This is a genomic window from Pseudomonas sp. B424 (assembly GCF_055408345.1).
Window position 1 is genome coordinate 48,802 of record NZ_JBUZTL010000017.1, and the last position, 26,474, is coordinate 75,275.

The 26,474-nt window shown below is 58.0% G+C and carries 25 protein-coding genes; 9 read left to right on the forward strand and 16 right to left on the reverse strand.

Features of this window, described 5'->3' with window-relative positions; translation table 11 throughout:
- Window positions 1-7 precede the first annotated feature (7 nt).
- The 5 genes from fkpB to murJ form a co-directional block, all read right to left on the reverse strand.
- Window positions 8-445, reverse strand: a complete 438-nt coding sequence (gene fkpB / locus ACZRMS_RS18375; RefSeq protein WP_463996459.1) for an FKBP-type peptidyl-prolyl cis-trans isomerase — start codon at window positions 443-445, stop codon at window positions 8-10.
- The gene (gene lspA / locus ACZRMS_RS18380) at window positions 438-956 is read right to left on the reverse strand and encodes a signal peptidase II (protein ID WP_463996460.1); all 519 of its coding nucleotides are present in this window, start codon (window positions 954-956) and stop codon (window positions 438-440) included. The genes fkpB and lspA overlap by 8 nt, the downstream gene beginning before the upstream one ends.
- Window positions 949-3,780 carry an isoleucine--tRNA ligase gene (gene ileS / locus ACZRMS_RS18385; protein WP_463996461.1) on the reverse strand — a complete coding sequence of 944 codons (2,832 nt, stop codon included), beginning with the start codon at window positions 3,778-3,780 and terminating at the stop codon, window positions 949-951. Before ileS ends, lspA begins: the two co-directional genes overlap by 8 nt.
- Window positions 3,777-4,727 carry a bifunctional riboflavin kinase/FAD synthetase gene (ribF, locus tag ACZRMS_RS18390; RefSeq protein ID WP_463996462.1) on the reverse strand — a complete coding sequence of 317 codons (951 nt, stop codon included), beginning with the start codon at window positions 4,725-4,727 and terminating at the stop codon, window positions 3,777-3,779. The genes ileS and ribF overlap by 4 nt, the downstream gene beginning before the upstream one ends.
- A 118-nt stretch (window positions 4,728-4,845) precedes the next feature.
- Entirely contained in the window at window positions 4,846-6,384 is a 1,539-nt protein-coding gene (gene murJ / locus ACZRMS_RS18395) for a murein biosynthesis integral membrane protein MurJ (RefSeq protein WP_463996463.1), read from the reverse strand.
- Between the two features lie 250 nt (window positions 6,385-6,634).
- On the opposite strand from murJ, the gene rpsT reads away from it, so the two are divergent.
- A complete protein-coding gene (gene rpsT, locus ACZRMS_RS18400) occupies window positions 6,635-6,913 on the forward strand; it encodes a 30S ribosomal protein S20 (protein ID WP_003443902.1) in 279 nt (92 codons plus the stop codon).
- A 212-nt stretch (window positions 6,914-7,125) separates the two neighbouring features.
- Here the strand turns inward: rpsT and ACZRMS_RS18405 are convergent, their stop codons facing one another.
- From ACZRMS_RS18405 to rplU, 5 genes are all read right to left on the reverse strand, one after another.
- On the reverse strand, window positions 7,126-7,587 hold the full coding sequence (locus ACZRMS_RS18405; RefSeq protein ID WP_463996464.1) for a CreA family protein: 462 nt from the start codon (window positions 7,585-7,587) through the stop codon (window positions 7,126-7,128).
- 14 nt (window positions 7,588-7,601) lie between these two features.
- Complete coding sequence (proB, locus tag ACZRMS_RS18410) at window positions 7,602-8,720, reverse strand: glutamate 5-kinase (protein WP_463996508.1); 1,119 nt, start codon at window positions 8,718-8,720, stop codon at window positions 7,602-7,604.
- 123 nt (window positions 8,721-8,843) lie between these two features.
- Entirely contained in the window at window positions 8,844-10,070 is a 1,227-nt protein-coding gene (cgtA, locus tag ACZRMS_RS18415) for an Obg family GTPase CgtA (RefSeq protein WP_463996465.1), read from the reverse strand.
- A 197-nt stretch (window positions 10,071-10,267) separates the two neighbouring features.
- Complete coding sequence (rpmA, locus tag ACZRMS_RS18420) at window positions 10,268-10,543, reverse strand: 50S ribosomal protein L27 (RefSeq protein WP_048359284.1); 276 nt, start codon at window positions 10,541-10,543, stop codon at window positions 10,268-10,270.
- Window positions 10,544-10,577: 34 nt separating this feature from the next.
- Window positions 10,578-10,892, reverse strand: coding sequence for a 50S ribosomal protein L21 (gene rplU, locus ACZRMS_RS18425; RefSeq protein WP_003443915.1), 315 nt, complete (start codon window positions 10,890-10,892; stop codon window positions 10,578-10,580).
- A 241-nt stretch (window positions 10,893-11,133) separates the two neighbouring features.
- On the opposite strand from rplU, the gene ACZRMS_RS18430 reads away from it, so the two are divergent.
- The 3 genes from ACZRMS_RS18430 (at window position 11,134) to ACZRMS_RS18440 (ending at window position 13,116) form a co-directional block, all read left to right on the forward strand.
- Window positions 11,134-12,102 carry a polyprenyl synthetase family protein gene (locus ACZRMS_RS18430; RefSeq protein ID WP_048359285.1) on the forward strand — a complete coding sequence of 323 codons (969 nt, stop codon included), beginning with the start codon at window positions 11,134-11,136 and terminating at the stop codon, window positions 12,100-12,102.
- Between the two features lie 203 nt (window positions 12,103-12,305).
- Window positions 12,306-12,647 carry a zinc ribbon domain-containing protein YjdM gene (locus ACZRMS_RS18435; RefSeq protein WP_048359286.1) on the forward strand — a complete coding sequence of 114 codons (342 nt, stop codon included), beginning with the start codon at window positions 12,306-12,308 and terminating at the stop codon, window positions 12,645-12,647.
- Window positions 12,648-12,843: 196 nt separating this feature from the next.
- On the forward strand, window positions 12,844-13,116 hold the full coding sequence (locus ACZRMS_RS18440) for a PA4570 family protein (RefSeq protein ID WP_463996466.1): 273 nt from the start codon (window positions 12,844-12,846) through the stop codon (window positions 13,114-13,116).
- A 101-nt stretch (window positions 13,117-13,217) separates the two neighbouring features.
- On the opposite strand, the gene ACZRMS_RS18445 is transcribed toward ACZRMS_RS18440, so the two are convergent.
- Window positions 13,218-13,835 (reverse strand): FKBP-type peptidyl-prolyl cis-trans isomerase, encoded by a 618-nt coding sequence (locus tag ACZRMS_RS18445; protein ID WP_019824026.1) that lies wholly within the window; start codon window positions 13,833-13,835, stop codon window positions 13,218-13,220.
- Between the two features lie 142 nt (window positions 13,836-13,977).
- Window positions 13,978-14,466: a TIGR00645 family protein gene (locus ACZRMS_RS18450; RefSeq protein WP_003443930.1), complete on the reverse strand. Its 489-nt coding sequence runs from the start codon at window positions 14,464-14,466 to the stop codon at window positions 13,978-13,980.
- Window positions 14,467-14,608: 142 nt separating this feature from the next.
- Between ACZRMS_RS18450 and ACZRMS_RS18455 the strand changes: the two genes are divergently transcribed.
- Window positions 14,609-16,441 (forward strand): hypothetical protein, encoded by a 1,833-nt coding sequence (locus ACZRMS_RS18455; protein ID WP_463996467.1) that lies wholly within the window; start codon window positions 14,609-14,611, stop codon window positions 16,439-16,441.
- A gap of 9 nt (window positions 16,442-16,450) precedes the next feature.
- Here ACZRMS_RS18455 and ACZRMS_RS18460 read toward each other — a convergent pair whose 3' ends face one another.
- A complete protein-coding gene (locus ACZRMS_RS18460) occupies window positions 16,451-16,768 on the reverse strand; it encodes a PA4575 family protein (protein WP_463996468.1) in 318 nt (105 codons plus the stop codon).
- Window positions 16,769-17,018: 250 nt separating this feature from the next.
- Entirely contained in the window at window positions 17,019-19,457 is a 2,439-nt protein-coding gene (locus tag ACZRMS_RS18465) for a Lon protease family protein (protein ID WP_463996469.1), read from the reverse strand.
- Window positions 19,458-19,730: 273 nt separating this feature from the next.
- Here ACZRMS_RS18465 and ACZRMS_RS18470 point away from each other — a divergent pair, with 273 nt between their 5' ends.
- The 4 genes from ACZRMS_RS18470 (at window position 19,731) to ACZRMS_RS18485 (ending at window position 23,072) form a co-directional block, all read left to right on the forward strand.
- Complete coding sequence (locus ACZRMS_RS18470; protein ID WP_463996470.1) at window positions 19,731-20,219, forward strand: DUF3015 domain-containing protein; 489 nt, start codon at window positions 19,731-19,733, stop codon at window positions 20,217-20,219.
- A 78-nt stretch (window positions 20,220-20,297) separates the two neighbouring features.
- Window positions 20,298-22,151, forward strand: coding sequence for an Lnb N-terminal periplasmic domain-containing protein (locus tag ACZRMS_RS18475; protein WP_463996471.1), 1,854 nt, complete (start codon window positions 20,298-20,300; stop codon window positions 22,149-22,151).
- A gap of 15 nt (window positions 22,152-22,166) precedes the next feature.
- Window positions 22,167-22,457, forward strand: coding sequence for a chorismate mutase (locus tag ACZRMS_RS18480; RefSeq protein ID WP_463996472.1), 291 nt, complete (start codon window positions 22,167-22,169; stop codon window positions 22,455-22,457).
- Window positions 22,458-22,577: 120 nt separating this feature from the next.
- Complete coding sequence (locus ACZRMS_RS18485; RefSeq protein WP_463996473.1) at window positions 22,578-23,072, forward strand: GreA/GreB family elongation factor; 495 nt, start codon at window positions 22,578-22,580, stop codon at window positions 23,070-23,072.
- Here ACZRMS_RS18485 and gdhA read toward each other — a convergent pair.
- Together gdhA and ettA are read right to left on the reverse strand one after the other, a co-directional pair.
- The gene (gdhA, locus tag ACZRMS_RS18490) at window positions 23,069-24,406 is read right to left on the reverse strand and encodes an NADP-specific glutamate dehydrogenase (protein WP_463996474.1); all 1,338 of its coding nucleotides are present in this window, start codon (window positions 24,404-24,406) and stop codon (window positions 23,069-23,071) included. The genes ACZRMS_RS18485 and gdhA overlap by 4 nt on opposite strands.
- Window positions 24,407-24,780: 374 nt before the next feature.
- A complete protein-coding gene (gene ettA / locus ACZRMS_RS18495) occupies window positions 24,781-26,448 on the reverse strand; it encodes an energy-dependent translational throttle protein EttA (RefSeq protein WP_463996475.1) in 1,668 nt (555 codons plus the stop codon).
- Window positions 26,449-26,474: the final 26 nt, after the last annotated feature.

Consider the following 26,474-nt stretch of genomic DNA (forward strand, 5'->3'; position numbering starts at 1 on the left):
CACTGGATTACAGCGCTTTAACGTCTTTGATTTCCACGTCGAAGGTCAGGGTCTTGCCTGCCAGCGGGTGGTTGAAATCGATTGTCACTTGCTCGTCGTCAAAAACCTTGACTACACCCGGCAGCTCGGTGTTGGCCGCATCATTGAATATCACGAGCAAACCTTGCGACAACTCCATGTCCTTGAACTGCGAACGCGGAATGATTTGCACGTTTTGCGGGTTAGGCTGGCCGAACGCGTTTTCTGGAAGAATCTCCAGGGTGCGCTTGTCACCCGCCTTGAAACCGAACAATGCCGCTTCAAAACCTGGCAGCAGGCTGCCATCGCCAACCTTGAAGGTGGCCGGGGATTTGTCGAAGGTGCTGTCAACAGTGTCGCCATTCTCAAGTCGCAAAGCGAAATGCAGGGTGACCTGGGTGTTCTGACCAATACGCTGCTCAGTCATGAGCGGGCTCTCCAGTCTTTTTACTTTTAAACATATCCAACGCCAGCATCACGGCACCTACGCAAATCGCACTGTCGGCGAAGTTGAATGCAGGGAAGTACCAACGATTTTGCCAATGCACCAGAATGAAATCGACTACATGGCCGTAGGCAATGCGGTCATACAGGTTACCCAGCGCGCCACCCAGGATCAGGGCAAGTGCGATGGCCAGCCAGGTGTCATTACGCCCAAGACGCTTGAGCCAGACCACCAGCACCCCACTGACCACCACGGCAATCAGCGCAAACAGCCAACGCTGCCAGCCAGCGCTGTCAGCCAAAAAGCTGAAGGCCGCGCCGGTGTTGTAAGCCAAGGTCCAGCTGAAGAAATCAGGGATCACCACAATCTGCTGGTACATCTGCAGGGCGTTATCGAAATAGACCTTGCTGGTCAGGTCAATGACCAGAACCAGCAAGGTCAGCCAGAGCCAGCCCAGGCGCCCGAAGCGCCCGGCAGTGCTGGTGTTAGGCATAGTGACGTACCTCGCCGGCGCCGCTGATGTTGTCAACGCAACGACCGCAGATTTCCGGATGCTCCGGGTTAACCCCTACGTCTTCACGGCAGTGCCAGCAACGGGCGCACTTGGCGTGGGCCGACTTGACCACTTTGAGTTTCAGACCTGGCACCTCGGTAACCACGGCATCCGCTGGCGCTTGTACAAACGGCGCAACGCTGGCGGTGGAAGTGATCAGCACGAAACGCAGTTCGTTGCTCAGCTTGGACAGGTCGCCAGCCAGCTCTTCTTCGGCGAACAGGGTGACTTCAGCCTGCAAGTTGCCGCCAATGGCCTTGGCTGCGCGCAGGTTTTCCATCTCCTTGTTGACCGCAACCTTGACCGCCATGATCCGTTCCCAGTAGGCACGGTCCATCTCGGTGCCTTGCGGCATCTCGGTCAGGCCTTCATACCAGGTGTTGAGCATCACCGATTCGTTGCGCTCGCCCGGCAGGTATTGCCACAGTTCGTCAGCGGTGAACGACAGGATCGGAGCGATCCAGCGCACCAGCGCTTCGGAGATGTGGAACAGCGCGGTCTGGCACGAACGACGGGCCTTGCTGTTGGCGCCGGTGGTGTACTGGCGGTCCTTGATGATATCGAGGTAGAAACCACCCAGCTCCTGCACACAGAAGTTGTGCACTTTGGAGTAGACGTTCCAGAAGCGGTATTCGCCGTAATGCAGCTCCAGCTCGCGTTGCAGCAGCAAAGCGCGGTCCACGGCCCAACGGTCCAGTGCCAGCATTTCTTCGGCAGGCAGGATGTCGGTGGCCGGGTTGAAGCCGGTCAGGTTCGACAGCAGGAAACGTGCGGTGTTACGGATACGCCGGTAGGCGTCCGCACTGCGCTGCAGGATCTGGTCGGAAACTGCGATTTCGCCCGAGTAGTCAGTGGATGCAACCCACAGACGCATGATGTCGGCGCCCAGTGTGTCGTTGACCTTTTGCGGTGCAATCACGTTGCCCAGGGACTTGGACATTTTGCGCCCGGCTTCATCCACGGTGAAACCGTGGGTCAGCAGTTCGCGGTACGGCGCGTGGTTGTCGATGGCGCAACCGGTCAGCAACGAGGAGTGGAACCAGCCACGGTGCTGGTCGGAGCCCTCGAGGTACAGGTCCGCACGCGGGCCGGTCTCGTGACCCATTGGGTGCGAACCGCGCAGGACGTGCCAGTGCGTGGTGCCCGAATCGAACCACACGTCCAGGGTGTCACTGATCTTGTCGTATAACGGTGCTTCGTCGCCCAACAGCTCGGCAGCGTCCATTTTGAACCAGGCTTCGATGCCTTCGACTTCAACGCGCTTGGCCACTTCTTCCATCATTTCGACGGTGCGCGGGTGCAGTTCGCCGCTTTCCTTGTGCAGGAAAAACGGGATCGGCACGCCCCAGTTACGTTGACGCGAGATGCACCAGTCCGGACGGTTGGCGATCATCGAGTGCAGACGTGCCTGGCCCCAGGCAGGAATGAACTGGGTGCTTTCGATAGCCTGAAGTGCACGGGTGCGCAGGGTATCGCCAGTCGTCGGCTGCTTGTCCATGCCGATAAACCACTGCGCGGTAGCGCGGTAGATCAGCGGAGTCTTGTGGCGCCAGCAGTGCATGTAGCTGTGGCTGATGGTTTCGGTGAACATCAGCGCACCGGCTTCAATCAGCTTGTCGATGATGTTCTGGTTGGCCTTCCAGATGAACTGGCCACCGAAGAACTCCAGCGACGGCACGTATACGCCGTTGCTTTGCACCGGATTGATGATGTCATCGTTGACCATGCCATAGGCTTTGCAGGTCACGAAGTCGTCCACGCCGTAAGCCGGGGCGGAGTGAACCACGCCGGTGCCAGCGCCCAGTTCAACGTACTCGGCCAGGTAAACTGGTGACAGACGGTCGTAGAACGGGTGACGGAAATTGATCAGCTCCAGAGCCGCACCAGTGGTGGTCGCGATGACCAAACCCTGAAGGTTGTAACGAACCAGACAGGACTCGACCAGCTCTTCAGCCAGCACCAGCAGCTTGTCGCCCACGTCGACCAGCGCGTAGGTGAATTCCGGATGCACGTTAAGTGCCTGGTTGGCCGGGATGGTCCACGGGGTGGTGGTCCAGATCACGATAGAAGCAGGCTTGCTCAGCGCTGCCAGGCCAAAGGCCTCTGCCAGCTTGGCATCATCTGCAACCGGGAACGCAACGTCGATGGCTGCGGACTTTTTGTCCTGGTACTCGACTTCCGCTTCAGCCAGGGCCGAACCGCAATCGAAACACCAGTTCACAGGCTTGAGGCCTTTGAACACGAAGCCGCCCTTGACGATTTCGGCCAAAGCACGGATTTCACCGGCTTCGTTTTTGAAGTCCATGGTCTTGTACGGGTTGGCGAAGTCACCTAGCACGCCCAGACGGATGAACTCGGACTTCTGGCCCTCGATCTGCTCGGTGGCGTAGGCACGGCACAGCTCGCGGGTTTTGTCCGCAGGCAGGTTTTTACCGTGGGTCACTTCAACCTTGTGTTCGATGGGCAGCCCGTGGCAATCCCAACCCGGCACGTACGGCGCGTCAAAACCCGACAGGGTTTTGGAGCGGATGATCATGTCCTTCAGAATCTTGTTCAGCGCATGACCGATGTGGATCGTGCCGTTGGCATACGGAGGACCGTCGTGAAGTACGAACTTCGGACGATCCTTGCCAATCTCGCGCAACTTCCCGTACAGGCCAATGCTGTCCCAGCGCTGCAAAATTTGCGGTTCGCGCTGTGGCAGGCCGGCCTTCATTGGGAAGGCTGTGTCCGGAAGGTTTAGCGTGGCTTTGTAGTCGGTCATTTCAGGCTCTTTTTAAGCGGTTGACCCAGCCAAAAGGCTCGGGCGGCGGCGACGTCCGCATTGATCGCCGTCTTGAGCGCCTCCAGGGAGGCGAAACGCTGCTCATCACGCAGCTTGTGGTGGAATGCCACGGTCAGACGCCGGCCATACACATCACCGGCGAAATCCAATAGATGTACTTCAAGATGGGCACTGCCATCCCCTGCAACAGTTGGCCGCACGCCAATATTGGCGACACCGGGCCAGATTTTACCGTCGATTTCAACACTGACCAGGTACACCCCGGTCAATGGCACGCGACGACGCTTGAGCTGGATATTCGCGGTCGGCGTACCCAATTGGCGCGCAAGTTTCTGCCCGTGCAATACCCTGCCAGCGATTTGAAAAGGACGCCCCAGCAAACGTTCCGCAAGGGTGAAATCTGCAGCGGCCAAGGCATCACGCACCTTGGTACTGCTGATTCGCACACCATCAAGTTCGACCGTTTGCGCCGCCTCGACGGTAAAACCCTGCATCTGGCCTGCCTGCTGCAAAAAGTCAAAATCGCCCACGCGGTCGCAGCCAAAACGGAAGTCGTCACCGACCTCCAGGTGCTGCACACCCAGGCCGTCGACCAGAATGGTATCGACGAACTCGGCAGCGCTGAGCTTGCACAGGCGTTGATTGAACGCCAGGCAAAGCACCCGATCAACCCCGGCGTCAGCCAGCAGCTGCAGCTTGTCGCGCAGCCGGGCCAGACGAGCCGGGGCAGTCTCGGGGGCAAAAAACTCACGTGGTTGTGGCTCAAAAATCACCACACAGCTGGGCACGCCCAACTCCAGTGCACGCTCACGCAGCCGGCCCAGGATAGCCTGGTGACCACGGTGTACACCGTCAAAGTTGCCAATAGTGGCGACACAGCCCCGATGCTGGGGCCGCAGATTGTGAAGGCCTAGAACCAGCTGCATAACGCGCTTCTTGCTCATAAAGTGGTCGATTATAACCACACCCAGCCCGGTACGACAGGCAACAGCGCAAGGCAAATCAGGTCATTTCGACAAAATAGACGTCTGACCTGCAATTACCTTACATAAGAGACTTGCGGGCGAAATCCTTCAAACGCAAACCCAGCAACAACAACATGCCGAAATAAGCCAGCACGCCAGCCGCTACCAGCCCGCCCAGACGGACAAAACGCTCCAGCATGTTGCCATGATCCCAGGCCGGCATCAGATGCATCAGGCCCAGCAGCACAGCAGACATCACGACTACCGCCACCACCAGTTTGAGCAGGTACTTGGCCCAGCCCGGCTGGGCGACAAACATTTTTTGCCGGCGCAGCTGCCAGAACAGCAAGCCCGCATTGATGCATGCCCCCACGCTGATAGCCAATGCCAGACCGGCGTGCTGCAACGGAATAATGAACACCAGGTTCAGCAACTGCGTCACCACCAGCGTGAAGATCGCAATCTTGACCGGTGTGCGAATGTTTTGCTGAGCATAAAACCCCGGAGCCAGCACTTTGATCACAATGATCCCCAGCAAACCAAGGGAATAGGCAATCAAGGCACGCTGGGTCATGGCCGCGTCCAGAGCACTGAACTGACCGTACTGAAACAGCGAGACAGTGAGTGGCTCGGACAAGATGGCCAGTGCCAACGAGCATGGCAACACCAGCACAAAACACAGCCGCAGACCCCAGTCGAGTATCCGCGAATACTCCTGACGGTCTTTATTGGCGTAGGTTTTGGACAGGGTCGGCAACAGGATTGTCCCCAGTGCCACGCCCAGCACCCCAGAAGGCAGCTCCATCAGCCGGTCCGCGTAGTACATCCACGACACCGACCCGGCAACCAGAAAGGAAGCAAAAATCGTATTGATTATCAGCGATATCTGGCTGACCGAAACCCCCAGGATGGCCGGCAGCATCTGTTTCATCACCCGCCATACGCCGGTATCGCGCAGATTGAGGCGCGGCAGCACCAGCATGCCGATTTTCTTCAGGTGGGGCAGCTGGAACAGCAATTGAGCCAGGCCACCGACCAGCACCGCCCAGCCCAGGGCCATGATCGGCGGATCGAAATACGGCGTCAGGAACAGCGCAAAAATGATCATGCTGACGTTGAGCAGGGTCGGCACGAAGGCCGGCACCGCAAAACGGTTCCAGGTGTTGAGGATCGCACCGGCCAGCGATGACAGGGAGATCAGCAATATATAAGGGAACGTGACCCGTAACATGTCACTGGTCAGCTCGAACTTCTCGGGACTGGTGGCAAAACCGGGAGCGGTTGCCCAGATGACCCAGGGAGCCGCCACCATGCCCAGCGCGGTGACAATGGCCAGTACCAGCGTTAATAGCCCGGCGACATAAGCGACAAAAGTGCGGCTCGCCTCCTCCCCTTGCTGGCTTTTGTATTCCGCCAGAATAGGCACAAAAGCCTGGGAAAAAGCACCCTCAGCGAAGATCCTGCGCAGCAGGTTAGGCAGTTTAAAGGCAATAAAGAACGCATCCGTGGCCATCCCGGCGCCAAAAGCGCGCGCAATAATGGTGTCGCGAATGAAGCCCAGAACCCTGGAAATCATGGTGATTGAGCTGACGGCAGCCAACGACTTGAGCAAATTCATTGAAAGAGTTTTTGCCTATAGAGAAAGAGCAGGCGAACAAAGCGCCCACTTATGCGATACTGCGCGCCGCAACAGCACAGAGCCAAGCTCGCGAGTTTACAGGTCAAGCGCCGGAAATAAATATCCCGTCTGCCTCGATCCACCACTCAGCGGATCGCATCAAACGCCCTTGACAAGAGTTCTCGTCATCGGCATGATTCGCGGCCTATTTTGTTTGTTATTTCCCAAAAGTCTTTCGAGGAGCTCGACGGTGGCCAACACACCTTCCGCCAAAAAACGTGCAAAACAGGCTGAGAAGCGTCGCAGCCACAACGCCAGCCTGCGTTCCATGGTTCGTACCTACATCAAGAATGTAGTTAAGGCCATCGACGCAAAAGACGCTGCTAAAGCGCAAGCTGCCTATGTTCTGGCTGTTCCTGTTATCGACCGTATGGCCGATAAAGGTATCATCCACAAGAACAAAGCTGCTCGCCATAAGAGCCGCCTGAATGGCCACGTCAAGGCGTTGAACCTTGCGACTGCTGCTTAAGCGATAAGCTTTTTAAAAAACCGACCTCAGGGTCGGTTTTTTATTGCCTGCGATTTATGTACCGCACTGCAACACCTGCAGTCGCTGCCAAAGAACGAGACCGCAATCAACTGCTCGCAGCCTCGCACCCCTCAGTGACTACACCAAAACCCTGCAAGCATAAAAAAAGCTGCGACAGGATCACCCTGCCGCAGCCTTTTTATTGAAAATGATTAGCCGTGGGGCCACGGCAGAATCGGGATTGCCGTTACTGCGTTCTGCGGGCTGCCTTCAATCAGGCGGTCGCTGTACACCAGATACACCAGCGTATTGCGCTTCTTGTCGAGGAAACGCACAACCTGCATGGTCTTGAACACCAGCGAAGTGCGCTCCTTGAACACCTCATCACCATCTTTCAGGTCACCCTTGAAGCTGATCGGCCCGGTCTGACGGCACGCAATCGACGCCTCCGCGCGATCTTCAGCCAAACCCAGACCACCTTTCATACCGCCCGTCTTGGCGCGGGACAAATAACAGGTCACACCATCAACCTTCGGATCATCGAACGCCTCAACCACGATGCGATCATTGGGTCCGACAAACTTGAATACAGTCGACACTGTGCCAATTTCTTCAGCCGACGCCATCAACGGCATCGCCAGCATCAACCCCAGCAAACCTTTAATCAAACGCATTCGACACCTCTAAATCAAACCAGAATCAGGTTATCGCGGTGAACCAGCTCCGGCTCCGCCATATAACCCAACAAACTGACAATCGCATCCGACGATTGCCCAATAATTTTTTGGGCTTCTGCAGCACTGTAGTTGGCCAGGCCGCGAGCAATCTCCCGCCCGTCCGGCGCCACGCAGACCACCATCTCGCCACGACGGAAACCACCCTGCACCGCCTTGACGCCCACCGGCAGCAAACTTTTATTGCCCTGGGACAACGCAGCCACGGCACCATCATCCAGCACCAGCGTACCGCGGGTTTGCAGATGCCCGGCCAGCCATTGCTTGCGCGCCGCCAGCAGGCCGCGCTCCGGGGACAACAACGTACCCAGGCGCTCACCCGCTTTCAGACGATCCAGCACACGCTCCAGACGCCCGCCCACGATGATCGTATGCGCACCCGAACGGGCTGCCAGTCGCGCTGCGCGCAGCTTGGTCTGCATACCACCACGCCCAAGCGCGCCACCCGTGCCACCCGCCACTGCGTCCAGCGCAGGGTCATCGGCACGCGCTTCATAAATCATTTTTGCATCGGGGTTATTGCGCGGATCGGCATCAAACATGCCATCGCGATCGGTCAGGATCACCAGCAAGTCAGCCTCGACCAGGTTGGCTACCAGCGCAGCCAGCGTATCGTTATCACCGAAACGGATTTCATCCGTAACCACCGTGTCATTTTCATTGATGACCGGGATCACGCCCAACTCCACCAACGCACGCAAGGTGCTGCGGGCATTGAGGTAACGCTTGCGATCCGACAGATCGTCATGGGTCAGCAGGATTTGCGCCGTGTGCCGCGAATGCTCGGCAAAGCTCGACTCCCAGGCCTGCACCAGCCCCATCTGACCAATGGCCGCAGCAGCTTGCAACTCATGCATGGCACTCGGTCGCACCGTCCAGCCCAAGCGGCTCATCCCGGCTGCCACCGCACCCGAAGACACCAGCACCAGCTCGACGCCCGCCTCGTGCAAGGCCACCATCTGCTCGACCCAGACCCCCATCGCCACGCGATCCAGGCCCTTGCCATCCGCTGTCAGCAACGCGCTGCCGATCTTCACGACCCAGCGCTGTGCACCCGTCACCTTGCTCCGCATCATCATCCAACCTATGCCTGAGAGCAGCGCGACCGAGCGCCGCCCATGGAATTATTTTTGATTACCAATTCGTAGATGCTAAAACGCCGCTCATTGAGCGGCGCTGTAGTTTACTGCAACGAATCAGTCGCGGACGTAAATGATTTCCGGACCATCTTCGTCTTCAACATCTTCTTCATCCCAGTCATCGTCACCGATGTCATGGACGCTCTTCACGCCGCTGCGACGCAGGGCACGCTTGTCATCCAGCGCCTGCAACTGCGCACGGGCCTCATCTTCGATGCGCTGATCCAGCTCAGCCAATTCTTCCTTGTAGGCAGGATCATTGGCCAGACGGTCAGCACGGTCTTCCAGATAACGCATGATGTCGTGGCACAGCTTCTCGGTACCGATCTTGGCAATAGCCGAGATCACATACACAGGACCGGTCCACTCAAGACGATCCACGACTTCTTTAACGCGCGCATCGTGTTCGTCTTGCGGCAAGGAGTCGCACTTGTTCAACACCAGCCAGCGATCACGCTCAGCCAGCGACGGGCTGAACTTGGTCAGCTCATTAACGATGACTTCAGCGGTGTCGGCAGCACTTTCACTGCCTTCAACCGGCGCCATGTCGACGAGATGCAGCAACAGACGGGTACGCGCCAAGTGCTTGAGGAAGCGAATCCCCAGGCCCGCGCCATCGGAAGCACCTTCGATCAGGCCAGGAATATCGGCAATCACAAAGCTCTTCCAGCGATCAACGCTGACGACGCCCAGGTTTGGCACCAGGGTGGTGAACGGATAGTCCGCCACTTTTGGCTTGGCTGCAGACACCGAACGGATAAAGGTACTTTTACCCGCATTCGGCAAGCCCAGCAGACCCACGTCAGCCAGCACTTTCAATTCCAGCTTCAGATCACGCTGCTCACCCGGCTTACCCGGAGTGGTCTGGCGTGGAGCCCGGTTGGTACTGGATTTGAAACGCGTGTTACCCAGACCGTGCCAACCGCCATGCACCACCAGCAAACGCTGGCCAGCCTTGGTCAGGTCACCAATGATTTCCTGGGTGCCCGCATCGATCACCGTAGTGCCGACCGGAACACGCAGCTCCAGATCTTCACCCTTGCGACCCGTGCAATCCGCGCTACCGCCGTTCGAGCCACGCTGGGCATCGAAGTGACGGGTGTAGCGGTAATCAACCAGGGTGTTCAGGTTTTCGTCGGCGATCATGTAGATCGAGCCGCCATCACCGCCGTCACCACCGTTCGGACCACCGTTTTCGATGAATTTCTCACGACGGAAACTCATGCAACCGTTACCACCGTCGCCTGCTTTTACTTTGATCGATACTTCATCAACAAACTTCATAACAAAACACGCCTCTCGTCATCAGGACGAGCCGATAAAAACCAAGACATAAGACTCTTGCAAAAATGAGCGCAGCGACCTCAATCAACGACCGTTAAATCCAGCGCCGGCAGCCCATACAAACAGTTTTGCAAGAGACTCACCCCACAAACGAAAAAGCCCCGTCGCAAGACAGGGCTCTTCCAGCTACCAAGCTATTACGCTGCGACGACAACAGTCTTCGGAACGATGCTTACGTAGCGGCGACCGAAGGCGCCCTTAACCTGGAACTTGATCACGCCTTCCACTTTCGCGAACAGGGTGTGATCTTTGCCCATACCAACGCCGTAGCCAGCGTGGAATTGGGTGCCGCGCTGACGCACGATGATGTTGCCCGGAATGATAGCCTGGCCGCCATACATCTTCACGCCAAGGCGTTTGGCTTCTGAGTCGCGACCGTTACGGGTACTACCACCAGCTTTTTTGTGTGCCATGAGTCAATTCTCCTAGTGAGGAATTAGGCTGAAATTAAGCCTGAATACCGGTGATTTTGATCTCGGTGTACCACTGGCGGTGGCCCATACGCTTCATGTGGTGCTTACGACGACGGAACTTGATGATGCGGATTTTATCGTGACGACCTTGGGAGATCACTTCAGCAACAACAGTGGCGCCAGGAACAACTGGAGCGCCGATGTTTACGTCGTCGCCATTGGCGACCAACAGAACGCGATCAAAAGTTACGGATTCGCCGGTAGCGATTTCCAGTTTTTCGATCTTCAGGTATTCACCTGGAGCTACTTTGTATTGCTTGCCACCAGTAACGATTACTGCGTACGACATGGTATTTCTCCGATAATCCTGCTCACCCAGCTCTTTATAGGTAAAGGTATTGGCTGGCATGGCTGCATGGGGCTGGAACGGCCCAAGTGCAATTGCGTAAGGCAGGTGCTGCCCAGGAAGTTCAGGGTGCGCGATTGTACGCAAGGCACGTCAGGGTTGCAAGGGGCCGCCCATCGCGCCTTGACAGGCCCAGCCCCCCGACCTAGCATGCCGCGCAACCCTTCTGGAGCACCTGTCGCTGATGCAACCCCAAGCTTTCTACCGCGCGGTGGCGGACGATTTTAGCGCCGTCGATGGCATCATCAAGAAGCAGCTGACTTCACGCGTACCGCTGGTCTCAAAAATCGGCGATTACATCACTTCGGCCGGCGGCAAGCGCCTTCGTCCTTTATTAGTGCTGTTGTGTGGCAAGGCTCTGGGCCGCGAAGGCGACGATATGCGTCTGCTGGCCGCGACCATCGAGTTTTTGCACACCGCCACCCTGCTGCACGACGACGTGGTCGACATGTCGGGCATGCGCCGTGGCCGCAAAACAGCCAATGCCACGTGGGGCAACGCCCCCAGCGTACTGGTTGGCGACTTCCTGTACTCGCGCTCCTTCGAAATGATGGTTGAGCTGGGCTCGATGCCAGTGATGAAAATCCTGTCGCAAGCCACCCGCATCATTGCCGAAGGCGAAGTGTTGCAGCTGTCCAAGGTGCGCGACGCCAGCACCACCGAAGAAACCTATATGGAAGTCATTCGCGGCAAAACCGCGATGCTGTTCGAGGCCTCGACCCACAGTGCCGCCGCACTGGCCGGTGCAACGCCAGAACAGAGCGAAGCCCTGCGCACCTTTGGTGACCACCTGGGTGTGGCTTTCCAGCTGGTGGACGACCTGCTCGACTACCGCGGCGATGCCGAAACCCTGGGCAAGAACGTCGGTGACGATCTGGCCGAAGGCAAGCCGACACTGCCCCTGATCTACACCATGCGCGAAGGTACGCCCGAACAGGCAGCCCTGGTGCGCAAGGCCATCCAGAAAGGTGGCATTGAAGATCTGGAGAGCATTCGTGAAGCCGTTGAGGCCTCCGGTTCGCTGGAGTACACCGCACAACTGGCACGCGACTATGTGGCCCGTGCGATTGTCTGCCTTGAAGCCTTGCCGCCAAGCGAGTACCGCGATGCGCTGGTGGAGCTGAGCGAGTTTGCAGTAGCCCGCACGCACTGATCCCGTGACGCTGTAGCCGCTGCCGCAGGCTGCGACAAGGGCCGCAGGACCTTCGCTTGAGCATTCAAGAAGGGTCGCTGCGCAACCCGTCGCAGCCTGCGGCAGCGGCTACGGGTTCGGTAAAGCTCCACGTTCACCCGCCCGCCAACAAAACCCTATACAATACGTGCCTTTTAGCCATCCTGACTCTTAAGGAGCTTTGAGTGAGCACGTTGCCACCCTGCCCAAAATGCAATTCCGAATACACCTACGAAGACGGCGTTCAGCTGATCTGCCCGGAATGCGCCCATGAGTGGTCCGCCAGCGGCGACGCTGAAGACACCAGCGATGTGAAAGTCTACAAAGACTCCGCAGGCACTGTCCTGGCCGACGGTGACACCATCACCGTGATCAAGGACCTGAAAATCAAGGGCACCTCCCTGGTGGTCAAAGTGGGCACCAAAGTCAAAAACATTCGCCTGTGCGATGGTGACCACGATATCGATTGCAAAATCGACGGTATCGGCCCGATGAAGCTCAAGTCAGAGTTCGTGCGCAAAGTCTGATTCTGTTGCTGACCTTCCTGCGTTTCGCGCAGGAAGGCGCTACTCCCCTCGCTGTACTCCCCCCGCAATATCAAAAAGCCAGTCAGTTTGACCCACCGCAGTTGTTGCATAGAAAAAATACAAATCCGCCAATAGGCACTTGCTATTAAGCGAATAAGAATTATTCTCATCGGTACTCATCAAGGAGATACCGAACATGACTTATTTGATAGATGCCTGGCTGGACCGTCCACATCCGTACCTGCGAATCCTGCATCGGGAAACCGGGGAAGTCTGTGCGGTACTGGAAGAAGAAGCGCTCAACGAGCTGCAGGATCAGGGCGACCTGGATTTCAACGGGCTCAACTCCAGCGAGCCACTGGTGCTCAAGGAGCTGGTGCGTAATCTGTTTCTGTTTTGCTATGCCCGGGCATTGCGCCCAATCGGCACCACCTACACCCTCGAGCATCACGCCAAAATAGTGATATGAGGTGTGTCAAAAGCAAACGGGCTTGCTTGCAATACAAACGACATGACGTCATCCGGATCGCCAGCAAGCCCGCTTTACCAACGCTTTAAACTGCCGAGTTCTTACAGAACGTCCAGCAGCTCAACGTCGAATACCAGCACGCTGTGCGGAGCAATGCTGCCAACGCCTTGGGCGCCGTAAGCCAGTTCGCTCGGCACGTAGATGCGCCATTTGCTGCCGGCGTTCATCAGTTGCAGGGCTTCAGTCCAGCCGGCGATCACGCCGCCTACCGGGAATTCTGCTGGCTGACCACGATCGTAGGAGCTGTCGAACACAGTGCCGTCAATCAGGGTGCCGTGGTAGTGAACACGTACAGTGTCTTCACGGGATGGCTTGGCGCCCTCACCTGCTGTCACAACTTCAAATTGCAGGCCCGACGCCAAAGTGGTGATGCCGTCTTTCTTGGCGTTTTCAGCCAGGAAAGCCTTGCCTTCACCTGCAGCAGCTTCAGCTTTGGCAGCTGCTTCAGCTTGCATGATCTCGCGGATCACCTTGAAGCTGGCGCTCATTTCTTCCTGACCTACACGGCTTTCCTTGCCCGCGAAAGCGTCAGTCAGACCAGCCAGGATCGCATCCAGGCTAATGCCCGGTGGCGGGTTGTCGCGCAGTTGGTCACCCAGCTGACGGCCAATGCCGTAGCTAACGCGGGTTTCGTCGGTCGACAGATTTACTTCGGACATAACACTGCTCCGCTGTGAGGGTATTGAGGAAAACGCTATGCAGCGCTGCTCCCAAACACCCTGAACCAAAAAAGGGCCAGCAGACTACCACAGCCCCCAAAGCCTTCGCAGCCCGGGTTCGTTCGCGCCCCCTGGCCAGCCATCAATGCTTGGTCAATTTATCCAGATAGCCCATCGCAAATGCCGACACCACGAAGGTCATGTGAATGATCACGTACCACATCAGGTATTGGGGCTCGATGTTGCGCGCATCCATAAATACCCGAAGCAGGTGGATCGAGGAGATTGCCACAATCGAGGCCGCGACTTTCATCTTCAGCGACGTGGAGTCCATCGTCCCCAGCCAGCTAAGCTTTTCTTTGTGGTCATCGATATCCAGCTGCGAGACGAAGTTCTCATAGCCCGAGATCATCACCATCACCAGCAAACCGCCCACCAGAGCCATGTCAATCAGCGACAGGATGACCAGGATCAAATCCGACTCACTTAACGCGAACACGTTGGGGATTACGTGAAACACTTCCTGAAAGAACTTCAACGCCAAAGCCAGAAGGCCCAGCGAGAGCCCGAAGTAGATTGGCGCCAAAATCCAGCGCGAGGCGTACATTGCGTTTTCGATAAAGCGTTCCATTGAATCTCACAGGAAGTAAAAAAATGGGCGCGAGTATATCAGTGAGAAAAGCGCAGAGATAAAGAGCTCGAAACAGCCTGTAAAAACATTTTCTGCTAGTGTCCTCCTCCTCAGCATTGTTTACGGACAGGAAACCCGAACCATGGATCTGCGATTCCCCTTGGCTTGTTTTGGGCTTTCGATGGCTTTGCTCGCGTCCAGCGGCTGTTCCCCTGATGACGAACACCAGCAGGCCAGCCTGGAAGAGCGCAGCGCAGCGTTCGAAAAGAACCTCGATACCATCAAGGATCAGCAGCTCAAAGATGCCGTTGCAGACCTGGGCGGCTCCTTGCTGCTGCTTGAGCGTGCGCGCCTCAAGCTGCAGGAAAAACCCGTCGAGACCGAATACGGCACTGACGACCTCGCGCTGCTCAAGCACTACCCCAGCAGCCAGGCGCTGAGCGATGCCTATATCAACGGGCTGTTTGTGATGCGCAAAAACTCCAGCTCTGATTACCTGACGGACCTGGAGCCTGTTTTCCCTTTTCCGCTCAACAGTGCGTCCGAGTTCCCGTTCCCCCACGCTCTGGAATGGCAGTCTGTGACCCTGAGCAACAAACAGGTCGTGCCCTTTCAGCCCGAGTGGTCTGAAACCGACCCGGGCATCCAGCTCAGCCCCTCCAGCGCCAATCTGAGCAACCCGGACGACCTGACCGTCACCTACCCCTATATCGACGGGATTGAGGTCGAGAACACCCAGCAGCCTCAGCCCCTGATGCTGCACGGCAAAGTCGAAGTGATCGCGCCGGGCAAAGTGGTCACGTTCAACCTGACGGCCAGGGACGTGGGCAAAACCCGCACCGACGGCACCATCAGCGCAACCCTGCTGACACTGGGTAAAAACTTCGCCGAAGTGGATATCGTCAACACCGCCCCGCCGGCCGAGCAAGTGCGCGACACCCCGCTCAACCCGCTGATCATCCAGGCCCGCGATCACACCGGGCAGTTCCTGTCACGTTCGGGCTCGATCAACGAAAACGCCGAACAGCTGGCCTTTTATCAGGAACAGCTGGCAAAGATGCTCAAGCAAACGGCCTGGACCGACGCTTTCGGTCAGCAGCTGGATAACGAACAAAAGGCCTTTGACCAAAAACACACCCACCATTACAGCAAGGTGTACTTCAACGGCACGGTCGAAAATATCGACATCAACGTGCTCGACTTTTCCACCGCCAACATCACCCGCAAGGCGCTCGACCTGCCTGTGCGCAAGCTCGACAAAAACGTTGTGGGCAAAGAAATTCAGCCCCTCCCGCTCAGCGTAGTGGTCTATGACGATAAGGCCGCCAACTACCTCAAGGGCGCCAACCTGGACCCCGGGCAACTGGAAAAAAGCGTGGTCATCAGCCAGTCCGTGGACGACGCCAGCGCCGCAACCCTTGAATTCAGCCACCCCGCCACCTTCAACGAGGAAATGCTTGGCGCGCTCCCCGACCATTCTGACGCGCCGGTTACCTTCTTTGCCGAAGACGAGACGGGCAAGCGCAGCGAACCTGTGGAGCTGCCCACCGAAGCGTTCGATGTCGACCCCCACGCGGGTGTCATCACCTATGACCTGAATCTGTTCCCCGAAACCCCGGCTTATGCGGTGGGCTCGATCCCCCTGTTTATTGCCGACATCGACAAGCAGGTTCTGGACGTCGCCCACCTGCCCAAAGGCCTTGAGCTCAAAGGCAACGCGCTGGTCGTGGATCAAAAGGCATTCCCGTCCGAGGCCTGGCGCTTTTACGCCAAAGACGACACGGGCAATTATCTGAAGGAAGTCGTAGCCGTCAGCCATAGCGCCGAACCCGATGGCCCGACCTTGTTCGACGTGCATTACTTTTATGGGCAGCCAACCCGGCTTGAAAGCTATGCCCGCACTGCGCTGAACCCCGTTGAATACGGGTTTGAGGTCAAGCTCGAAAAAGCCCCGGAAGCCAGCACTTCGCAATAGAACCGCCGCTTAGCGGGAAGCATGACAGCGCCCGCCATTGATCTGACGTAACTGGGCCTGCACATGCAGGCACCAGATCTGCGGGTCGTCCGCGAGCTGATAGCCATGCAGCGTCAGGCTTTCGACGATTGATTCAAGAATGGTTTCGGCCACGAACGGGCCGGGGAACGGGCCTTGCGCCCTGATGGTCGTGGGCTGTTCACCTGCCAGGCCGGCAGCAAAGAGCAGCGTCCACATCCCGGTGTTGCCTGCCAGCGGTCGAATACTGCATTCGATACGGGTCACCAGGCCCAAGCAGTCTCGAGTAAGGCAAAGGTTGCGCGACATGGCGGCGACCCTCGTTAGATTCTGTCTTCAGCCGCACACAACGGGCTGCATCGTCCAGTGACGACAGTGGAGTCCATGCCCTGAGAATAGAAGAAAAAACGCATAAGAAAAGTCGCCAATGACCAACGGCTCGATCGACTGGCATCGGTGATTTGTGGGAGCGGGCTTGCTCGCGAATGGATCGACGGGGTGTGACAGATACACCGCGTCGTTTGCATCGCGAGCAAGCCCGCTCCCACAGTAGAGGGATTTAGGCCGGTTTCGTCGCTGACAGGACTTCAGCCAGCAACTCCTTTTCGGCTTCCTTGAGGTCGTCGTCGCTGATCATCTCGGCAATCACCCGCAACCGCTCAACCACGCGGGCATTGACGCTGCCTTCCGGGAACTGGCCTTGCTCGTCCGGCTCACCGGCGGGCTCGCCCACCAGCAAACTCAGCGCCTCATCGGCCTGACGCACCGCGTACACGTGGAACTTGCCCTCGCGCACGGCCTGCAGCACCTTTTCATCCAGCATCAAGGTCGCCACGTTGGCCTGCGGAATGATCGCGCCCTGATCGCCTGTAAGACCTCGCGCCTCACACAACCGGAAGAAGCCTTCGATCTTCTCGTTAACCCCGCCCACCGCCTGCACTTCACCAAACTGGTTGATGGAACCGGTGATGGCGAAACATTGCTTGAGCGGCGTTTTGGACAGTGCGGAAATCAACGTACACGCCTCGCCCAGCGACGCACTGTCGCCATCGACGTAACCGTAGGATTGTTCCAGCGCGATACTGGCCGAAATCGCCAGCGGGAATTCCTGGGCGTAACGGCTGCCCAGGTACCCGGTCAGGATCATCACGCCTTTGGAGTGAATCGGCTGGCCCAGGTTAACCTCGCGTTCGATGTCGACAATGCCGCTGCCCCCCGGGTACACCGTGGCGGAAATCCGCGCTGGCACACCAAAGGCCGAGTCGCCGACTTCGAGCACCGTCAGGCCGTTGCACTTGCCGACCGCCGCGCCATCGGTGTCGATCAGAATGATCCCCGCCAGCATGTCATCCAGAATCCGTGCCGACACACGCCCGGTGCGGGTGGCCTTGGCCTTGAGCGCACGTTCGATATGCCCGGCGTCGGTCATTTCGTCGCCGGCCAGATGGCGAATGAAATCTGCTTCGCTGACCAGTTGGAACAAATCGCCAATACGCGCGGACAAACGCTCCTGATGCTCGGCCAAGCGCGCGCTGTAGGTCGCCAGACGCGCCACCGCACCGGCGGTCAGCGGCGCCATTCCCTCCTCCGAGGTGCGGGTGGTCAGCAACTGGGCAAATTGCTCCAGGCTCTCATCGACCATCGGGATGTCTTCATCGAAATCCACCAGCACCCGGAACATTTCCTGGAAGTCCGGATCGAGGTCCTGCAGCGTGTAATAGAGCTGGCGAGCACCAATGATGACCACCTTGACCTGCAAGGGGATGACTTGCGGGTTGAGGGTGATGGTCGCCAGACGGCCCATCTCGCCCAGCGGCGACTCCATTTTCAGTTTGCGCGATTGCAGGGCGCGCTTGAGGGCATCCCACACAAACGGCTCACTGAGCATCTTCTCGGCTTCGAGAATCAGGAAGCCGCCATTGGCACGGTGCAACGCGCCGGGCCGTAGCTGGCGGTACGTGGTGTACAGCGCGCCCTGGTCGGTGCTGTATTCAATACGGCCAAACAGATTGTCGTAGGTCGGGTGCGGCTCAAACACCACCGGTGCGCCGCCGCTCATGGGCTGGCCCACCACCAGGCTCGGCAGGTACTGCTCTTCGAGCAATTTGCGCGCCTGGGCGTCGGTTTTGCTGTCGTCGACCAGTTGCTCGACCACGGTTTTGAGCAAGTACACCTGCATGGCCTGCAAATAGCCGCAAACCGCGCCATTTTCGGCGTACTTCTGCGATAACGGCGACAGCAACGGCTGCAAGGCCAGGGTGATGGTTTCTTCGTTCAACTGACGCAGCAGATTGTTCGACTCGCGCTTCCACTGCGGCAGGCTCGCCAACTCTTCGTTCAGGCGCTCTTCGAGCCCGGAAATATCTTCGTGAAAACGCTCGCGCTCTTCCTCGGGCAACTGCGAAAACTCGGCCTCATCCAGAGCCTTGCCATCGCTCATCGGGGTGAAGGCCACGTTGCTGCTGTCACGGTACAGCGCAACGCCTTTTTCCAGCGCCAGGCGCTCGATCACATCCAGTGCACGGTCGTAGCGCTGGTTGAACCCACGGTCGATGGCGCTTTTGCGCTGCTGGTACGTCGGGTGCTCGAACACCGCCGGAAAAGTCGCCAGCAGGTTGTCGATCAAATGATTGATGTCGCCAATAAACGCGCCAGCGGAACTCGAAGGCAACTCCAGGGCGCGGGGCTCACGGGGCTCATCAAAATTATTGACATACACCCAGTCGCTCGGCGACTTCAGGCGCTTGCCCTCAGCCTTGAGGTAGCGTTTGACGAACGAGAAGCGACCCGTACCCGGCTCGCCCATCACAAATACGTTGTAACCCGGACGTGGCATGGCCACACCAAACTGCAAGGCTTCGACCGCACGCTCCTGGCCGAGAATGCCGCGAAAGGGTTCTAAATCATTGGTGGTCGAGAAGCTGAACTGTTCAGCAGAAAAAGGACGGGTTAGCGCGTCGGGCGCTAGACGCAAGCTGGTGGCAACAGAATCAGGCATCGGGCTTCCTTACATCGGGCGGGGCAGATGGCAGCATTCTGGCGCTGGCTGTACATCACTGGCAAGACGTACAACACGGGAAAACCCGTCCCTCAATGTTTACGGGCTAAAAAGGCCCTCCATCAACGATTGTTTTACAAAAAGTCACGGAACCTGCCGATAGTGCCTAGACTCCAAGCTGTTACGCGGCTGGAAGGCATAACTGGCCCGTACTGGCGCTTCAGGGCCAGAAACCCTTGTCCATTGGTTGCACACATATAGAGAACAAAGCTTATGAAACGGATTCTTCTCGGTACTCTCTTTACTGTTGTTTCCCTCAACGCCATGGCGCAAGCACCAGGTGGCCCCAACTGCGGTTGGGGCAACATGCTGTTTGAAGGCCAGCGCGGCACACCGGCCCACTTCCTGGCATCCACTACCAACGGTACGTCCGGTAACGCCACCTTCGGCATGACCTCCGGCACCAACGGCTGTACCACCAAGGACGCCCTGACCTACGGCGGTAAATCGTGGATTGCCATGAATGGCATGATCAACGAACTGTCCGAAGACATGGCCAAAGGCAATGGCGAAGCACTGACCACCTACGCGGTGGTACTGGGCGTCGCCCCTGAAGACCGCGAGCACTTCGCCGCCGTCACTCATGAGCACTTCCAGCAAATCTTCAGCAAGGCCGATGTAACGGCTGAAGATGTACACACCAACACCCTGGCCATCCTCAAAAGCGATGCCCGTCTGGCCAAGTACGCTACAGCTGCATAGTAAATGAGACACGCCCGCTCCTACCGGAGCGGGTATTCTCCTGCTTTACCCCTCTTTGTCTGACAACAGTTGCCGAACATGCTCAAACGCCTTGCCTACCTGGCGCTCTGTGCCTGCGCCCCGCTGTATGCCGCACCCAACCTCGACAATCAACGTGTGCAGCAGTTGGCCAACGATCCGTTCTGGATCTCTCTGGGCCACTATGAAGCTGCAAAGCTCAACGGTTGGCGCAGCCATGTCAGCGAGGACAAATTCTTTCTGGCCCCCGACGGTGCTCACCACCCCGACGCCGAGCTACGGGCCACCGTCCAGGCGCTGTATTCACCGGCGAGCCTGGGGGACAAACACCCGCAATGCGTCTACCCGTCCCGTACCCGCTGGCTCAAGGACCAGCTGAACCTGACCGACCTGCCCCAGGTTGACTGTGCAGAGTTCAGTAAATGGTTCAAGGACGTGGCGCCGCACAGCACGGTGATGATTTTCCCGGCGGCCTACCTCAACAGCCCGTCTTCGATGTTCGGCCATACCTTGTTGCGTATCGACCAGGCCGATGTGCAGGACAACAAGACCGCCCTGCTCAGCTATGCGATCAACTTTGGCGCCTACATTGAAGGTTCCGACAACAGCATTCTGTATGCCTGGAAAGGCCTCGCCGGTGGTTACCCCGGTTTGTTCGCGCTGGTGCCCTACCAGGAAAAACTCTCGGAATACCGCAGCCTGGAAAACCGCGATCTGTGGGAATACCGCCTCAACCTGACACCCGAAGAAACCCAACGCATGGTCGAACATGTGTGGGAACTCAAACAGATCCAGTTCGACTATTTCTTCTTCGACGAAAACTGCTCGTATCGCTTGCTCGAACTGCTGCAAGTGGCGCGCCCCGGCTTGCAACTGACCGGCCAGTTCCCGCTGACCGCGATCCCCACCGACACCGTCAAAGCGGTCAAGGAAGCCGGCCTGGTCGAAAGCATCGAGTACCGCCCGTCCCGCGAGCGTGAATTGCTGGATCGCGCCAAAGCCCTGGACCCCGAAGAACAGCAATGGGTATTGCAGGTGAGCGCCGATCAGACCCAGTTGCAGAGCCCGACGTTCATGGCGCTGCCCAAGGCGCGACAGGCGCTGATCATCGACGCTGCCTATCGTCTTGAGCGCTACCGTGCCAACGGTCTTGAGCGTGACCCTGCACGCTCGCAGCGCAGCTTTGAGCTGCTGCGGGCGATCAACCAGAACCCTGCCCCCGAACTGCAGGTCGAAAAACCCGAACTCCCGGAAAACGGCCACGAATCGCGCACCTGGCAACTGGGCGCCGGCAGCCGTGACGACAAGGCGTTTGCCGAATACGGCCTGCGCATGGCCTACCACGACCTGAACGACAACGCTGCGGGCTTCCCGCTGGGTGCCCAGATCGAAATCCTGCAACTCAAACTGCGCCAGTACGAGGGCAACAAATGGCAGGTCCAACAACTGGACCTGGCCAATATCCGCTCCCTGACACCGCGCAACGACCTGCTGCAACCCTGGTCCTGGCAAGTGGGCGGCGGGCTTGAACGGGTACTCGGCAAACATGGCGACGAAAATCTGGTCAGCCACGTCAACGGTGGCGCGGGCGGTACCTGGCAGTTGGCCGACAACCTGCTGGGGTTCGCATTGGGCACTGTACGTGTGGAACACAACAACGACTTCGCCGCGTTTGTGTCACCGGCAGCGGGCTTCAACACGGGAGTGCTGTGGCGCAACCCGGTGGGCAACCTGAGCCTGGAAGCCAAGGGTGACTACTTCACCAACGGTGAAGTCCGCCGTAGCCTGAGCCTGAATCAGCAATGGGAAGTTTCCCGCAATCTCGGCCTGCGACTCACCGCACAGCGAGAGTTCAGCCATCTGAGCTCTCCCGTCAACGAAGTGATGCTGGAGTTGAAGTGGTATCACTACTGAAGGAGTTTTAAAGACATGGCTGTTAACTGTGATTCCCTTGAGCAAGTGCGCGAGAAAATCGATGGACTGGACCGGCAGATTGTCAGCCTGATCGCTGAGCGCGGTGCCTATGTGTCACAAGCGGCACGCTTTAAAAAGGACAGCGACGCGGTCAGGGCCCCGCAACGGGTTGAGCAAGTGATTGCCAAGGTCCGGGCATTGGCCGATGAGCTGGACGCCAACCCGGATGTCACCGAAGCCGTTTACCGCGCCATGATCGCGGCCTTTATCGAGCAGGAGCTGGCTGAGCATTCAGCACTGCGCTAGGAGCGCTGCTTGCCCGCGATGGCATCAATGCGGTGCCGAAGACATACCGAGCCGCCCGCATCGCGAGCAAGCCCTCCCCCACATTGATTTTGCTGTGCCTGACCCCGAGGGGAAACAGCCATGAGCCGTGCATTTGTCAACGAAGACAGCGCCGCCAGCCAGGCCAATGCGCCGATCGAGCGCAAGGTCAGCGACCAGCCCAACTACGTCACCGCCACCGGCCTTGCCCAACTGCACGCCAAGGCCAGCGAGTTGCAGCGCCAGCACAGTGAAGAGTCCGCCCAAGGTGATGCCAGCGACAAACAGCGGTTGGCCGAACTTGAACGCGACCTGCGCTACATCAACCAGCGCCTGCAAAGCGCCCTCGTGGTCGCCCCCGCGACATCAACGCAGAAAGTGCAGATTGGCAGTTGGGTCACGTACGCCGATGAGCTCGGCAATGAACAGCGCGTACAACTGGTGGGCGAGGATCAGGCCGATGCGAGCCACGGGCTGATCAATTGGGGTTCACCGCTCGGTCGCGCGCTGTTGGGCACGCAACTGGGCGATGAAGTGCTGTGGTCTCGACCCGCAGGTGATTTGCAGATCGAAGTCATCAAGATAGAACCGGCTTAAACCACGCCCTGAGCCAGCATCGCGTCAGCCACTTTTACGAAGCCCGCAATGTTCGCGCCTTTTACGTAGTTGATCCGGCCGTTTTCTTCGCCGTAGTGCACGCACGCGTGGTGGATAGACTGCATGATGTTGTGCAACTTGCTGTCCACCTCGCCCGCCGTCCACAGCAAGCGCATGGCGTTTTGCGACATTTCCAGACCGCTCACTGCCACGCCACCGGCGTTGGATGCCTTGCCCGGCGCAAACAAAATACCGGCTTCGATAAACAGATCCACGGCGTCAAGGGTGGTCGGCATGTTCGCGCCTTCGGCGACGCACACGCAGCCATTGGCCAGCAACTTGCGGGCGGCTTCGGCGTCCAGTTCGTTCTGGGTTGCGCACGGCAAGGCGATATCGCACGCCAGGTTCCAAGGGTGCTGATCGGCCAGAAACTCCAGACCGAATCGTGTAGCCAGCTCGCTGATGCGGCCGCGCTTCACGTTTTTGAGGTCCATCAGCGCTTCCCATTGCTCCTCGCTCAGACCGGCTTCGCAGTACAGCGTGCCTTCTGAGTCCGACAGCGAGATCACTTTGCCACCAAGGTCCATGACTTTACGCGCCGCGTATTGCGCCACGTTGCCCGAGCCGGAAATGGCCACGCGCTTGCCATCAATGCGCTGGCCGCTGCGCTTGAGCATTTCCTGAGCGAAGTACACGCAACCGAAACCGGTGGCTTCAGGGCGAATCAGGCTGCCGCCGTAGCTCATGCCCTTGCCGGTCAGCACGGAGGTGAACTGGTTGCTCAGGCGCTTGTACTGACCAAACATAAAGCCGATTTCCCGCGCACCGACACCGATGTCGCCAGCCGGCACATCAACGTCAGAACCAATGTGACGGTACAGCTCGCTCATAAAGGCCTGGCAGAAACGCATGACTTCCGCGTCGCTCTTGCCCTTGGGGTTGAAGTCCGAGCCACCTTTACCACCGCCCATCGGCAGCGAGGTCAGGGAGTTTTTGAAGGTCTGTTCAAAGGCCAGGAACTTCAGGACACCCAGGTTCACCGACGGATGGAAGCGCAGGCCCCCTTTGTACGGGCCGATAGCGCTGTTCATCTGGATACGGAAACCACGGTTTACACGCACTTTGCCTTCGTCATCGACCCACGATACGCGGAACACGATCGCACGTTCGGGTTCGCAAATGCGCTCAAGAATGCCTGAAGTCAGGTAATGCGGATTGGCTTCAAGAAACGGCCACAGACTGCGCAGGACCTCTTCCACTGCCTGGTGGAATTCTGGCTGGTCGGGGTCGCGTTTTTTCAGGCGGGCAAGGAACAGGTCGACGGATTCGATCATGGGAAAGTCTCGGCAAATTTGTTGTCGTTAAACGGAGATTGGCCAGAACTTTATCAAGTCAGGTGGCACCGTGACAGCGCAAAATGTCGCAGTTATGAATTTAAATGGTGCATTTATATAAATTAAGCCGATTCCAAGGGGCTTTGCGCACCATAAGAGTGAATTCTGTACCCAGTTTTGCACCCGTAAAAACGCACTTCTATTAGGTGTGGGAGCGGCGGTGCGACGATTCGACCTCGCGATGCAGGCGCTGCGGTATGTCAGAAGTATCAAGGTGATGCCATCGCGAGCAAGCCCGCTCCCACAGGTAAAGCATTGTTTTGCGCAAAAAAAACGGAGCCCCGAGGGGCTCCGTCTTGTGCTGCAAACTGCCCTTACTGGGCCAGTTTCTTGTGACGCACACGGTGCGGCTGGGTGGCCGCTTCGCCGAGGCGCTTTTTACGGTCTGCTTCGTACTCGGTGTAGTTACCTTCAAAGAAGATCGCTTGCGAGTCGTCTTCGTACGCCAGGATGTGAGTCGCGACGCGGTCAAGGAACCACCGATCGTGAGAGATCACAATGGCAGCGCCCGGGAAGTCCAGCAGCGCCTCTTCGAGCGAACGCAGTGTCTCAACGTCAAGGTCGTTGGACGGTTCGTCGAGCAGCAGCACGTTGGCGCCCTCTTTCAAGGTCAGGGCCAGGTGCAGGCGACCACGCTCACCACCGGACAGGTCCTTGACGAACTTCTGCTGATCGCCACCTTTGAAGTTGAAACGACCGACATAGGTACGCGACGGGATTTCATAGTTGCCGATGCGGATCACATCGGAACCATCGGAAATAGCCTGGAACACGGTTTTGCTGCCATCCAGGTCGTCACGGCTCTGGTCAACGCACGCCAGTTGCACGGTTTCGCCGACTTCGATGGTGCCCGAATCCGGCTGCTCTTTGCCCATCAGCATGCGGAACAGGGTCGATTTACCGGCACCGTTACCACCGATCACACCAACAATGGCGCCTTTAGGCATGGCGAACGACAGGTTGTCGATCAGTACGCGATCGCCATAACCCTTGGACACGTTCTTGAACTCGATAACCTTGTCACCCAGGCGCGGACCGGCCGGGATGTAGATTTCGTTGGTTTCGCTGCGCTTCTGGAATTCCTGCGATTGCAGTTCTTCGAAGCGTTGCAGACGGGCCTTGGACTTGGACTGACGTGCCTTGGCGCCTTTACGAACCCATTCCAGCTCGTCTTTCATGGCCTTTTCATGGGCCGACTGCTGCTTGGATTCGGCAGCCAGACGATCGGACTTGGCTTCAAGCCAGCCCGAATAGTTGCCTTCGTAAGGAATGCCCGCACCGCGGTCAAGTTCCAGAATCCAGCCAGCAACGTTGTCCAGGAAGTAACGGTCGTGCGTAATCGCAACCACGGTACCCGGGAAGTCGTGCAGGAAGTGCTCCAGCCAGGCTACCGAATCGGCGTCCAGGTGGTTGGTTGGTTCGTCGAGCAGCAGCATGTCCGGGGCCGACAGCAGCAGGCGGCACAAGGCCACACGGCGCTTCTCACCACCCGACAGGTGTTCGACCTTGGCATCCCATGCCGGCAGGCGCAGGGCATCGGCAGCCACTTCGAGCTGACGCTCGAGGTTGTGACCGTCGCTCGCTTGCAGGATGGACTCCAGCTTGGCCTGTTCAGCCGCCAGCTTGTCGAAGTCGGCATCCGGGTCGGCGTACTCGGCGTAAACCTGATCCAGGCGCGCTTGGGCATCCTTGATTACACTTACGGCTTCTTCAACCACTTCGCGTACGGTTTTGTTCGGGTCCAGCTGCGGCTCTTGCGGCAGGTAACCGATGTTCAGGTCCGGCATCGGGCGAGCTTCACCGTCAAACTCGGTGTCGACACCCGCCATGATTTTCAGCAGGGTGGATTTACCCGAACCGTTCAGGCCCAGTACGCCGATTTTGGCGCCCGGAAAAAACGACAGGGAGATGTTTTTCAGGATTTCCCGCTTCGGCGGAACAACTTTGCTCAGCCGATGCATGGTGAAAACGTATTGAGCCATGGAGAACCTAGGGTCAGTGACTGATG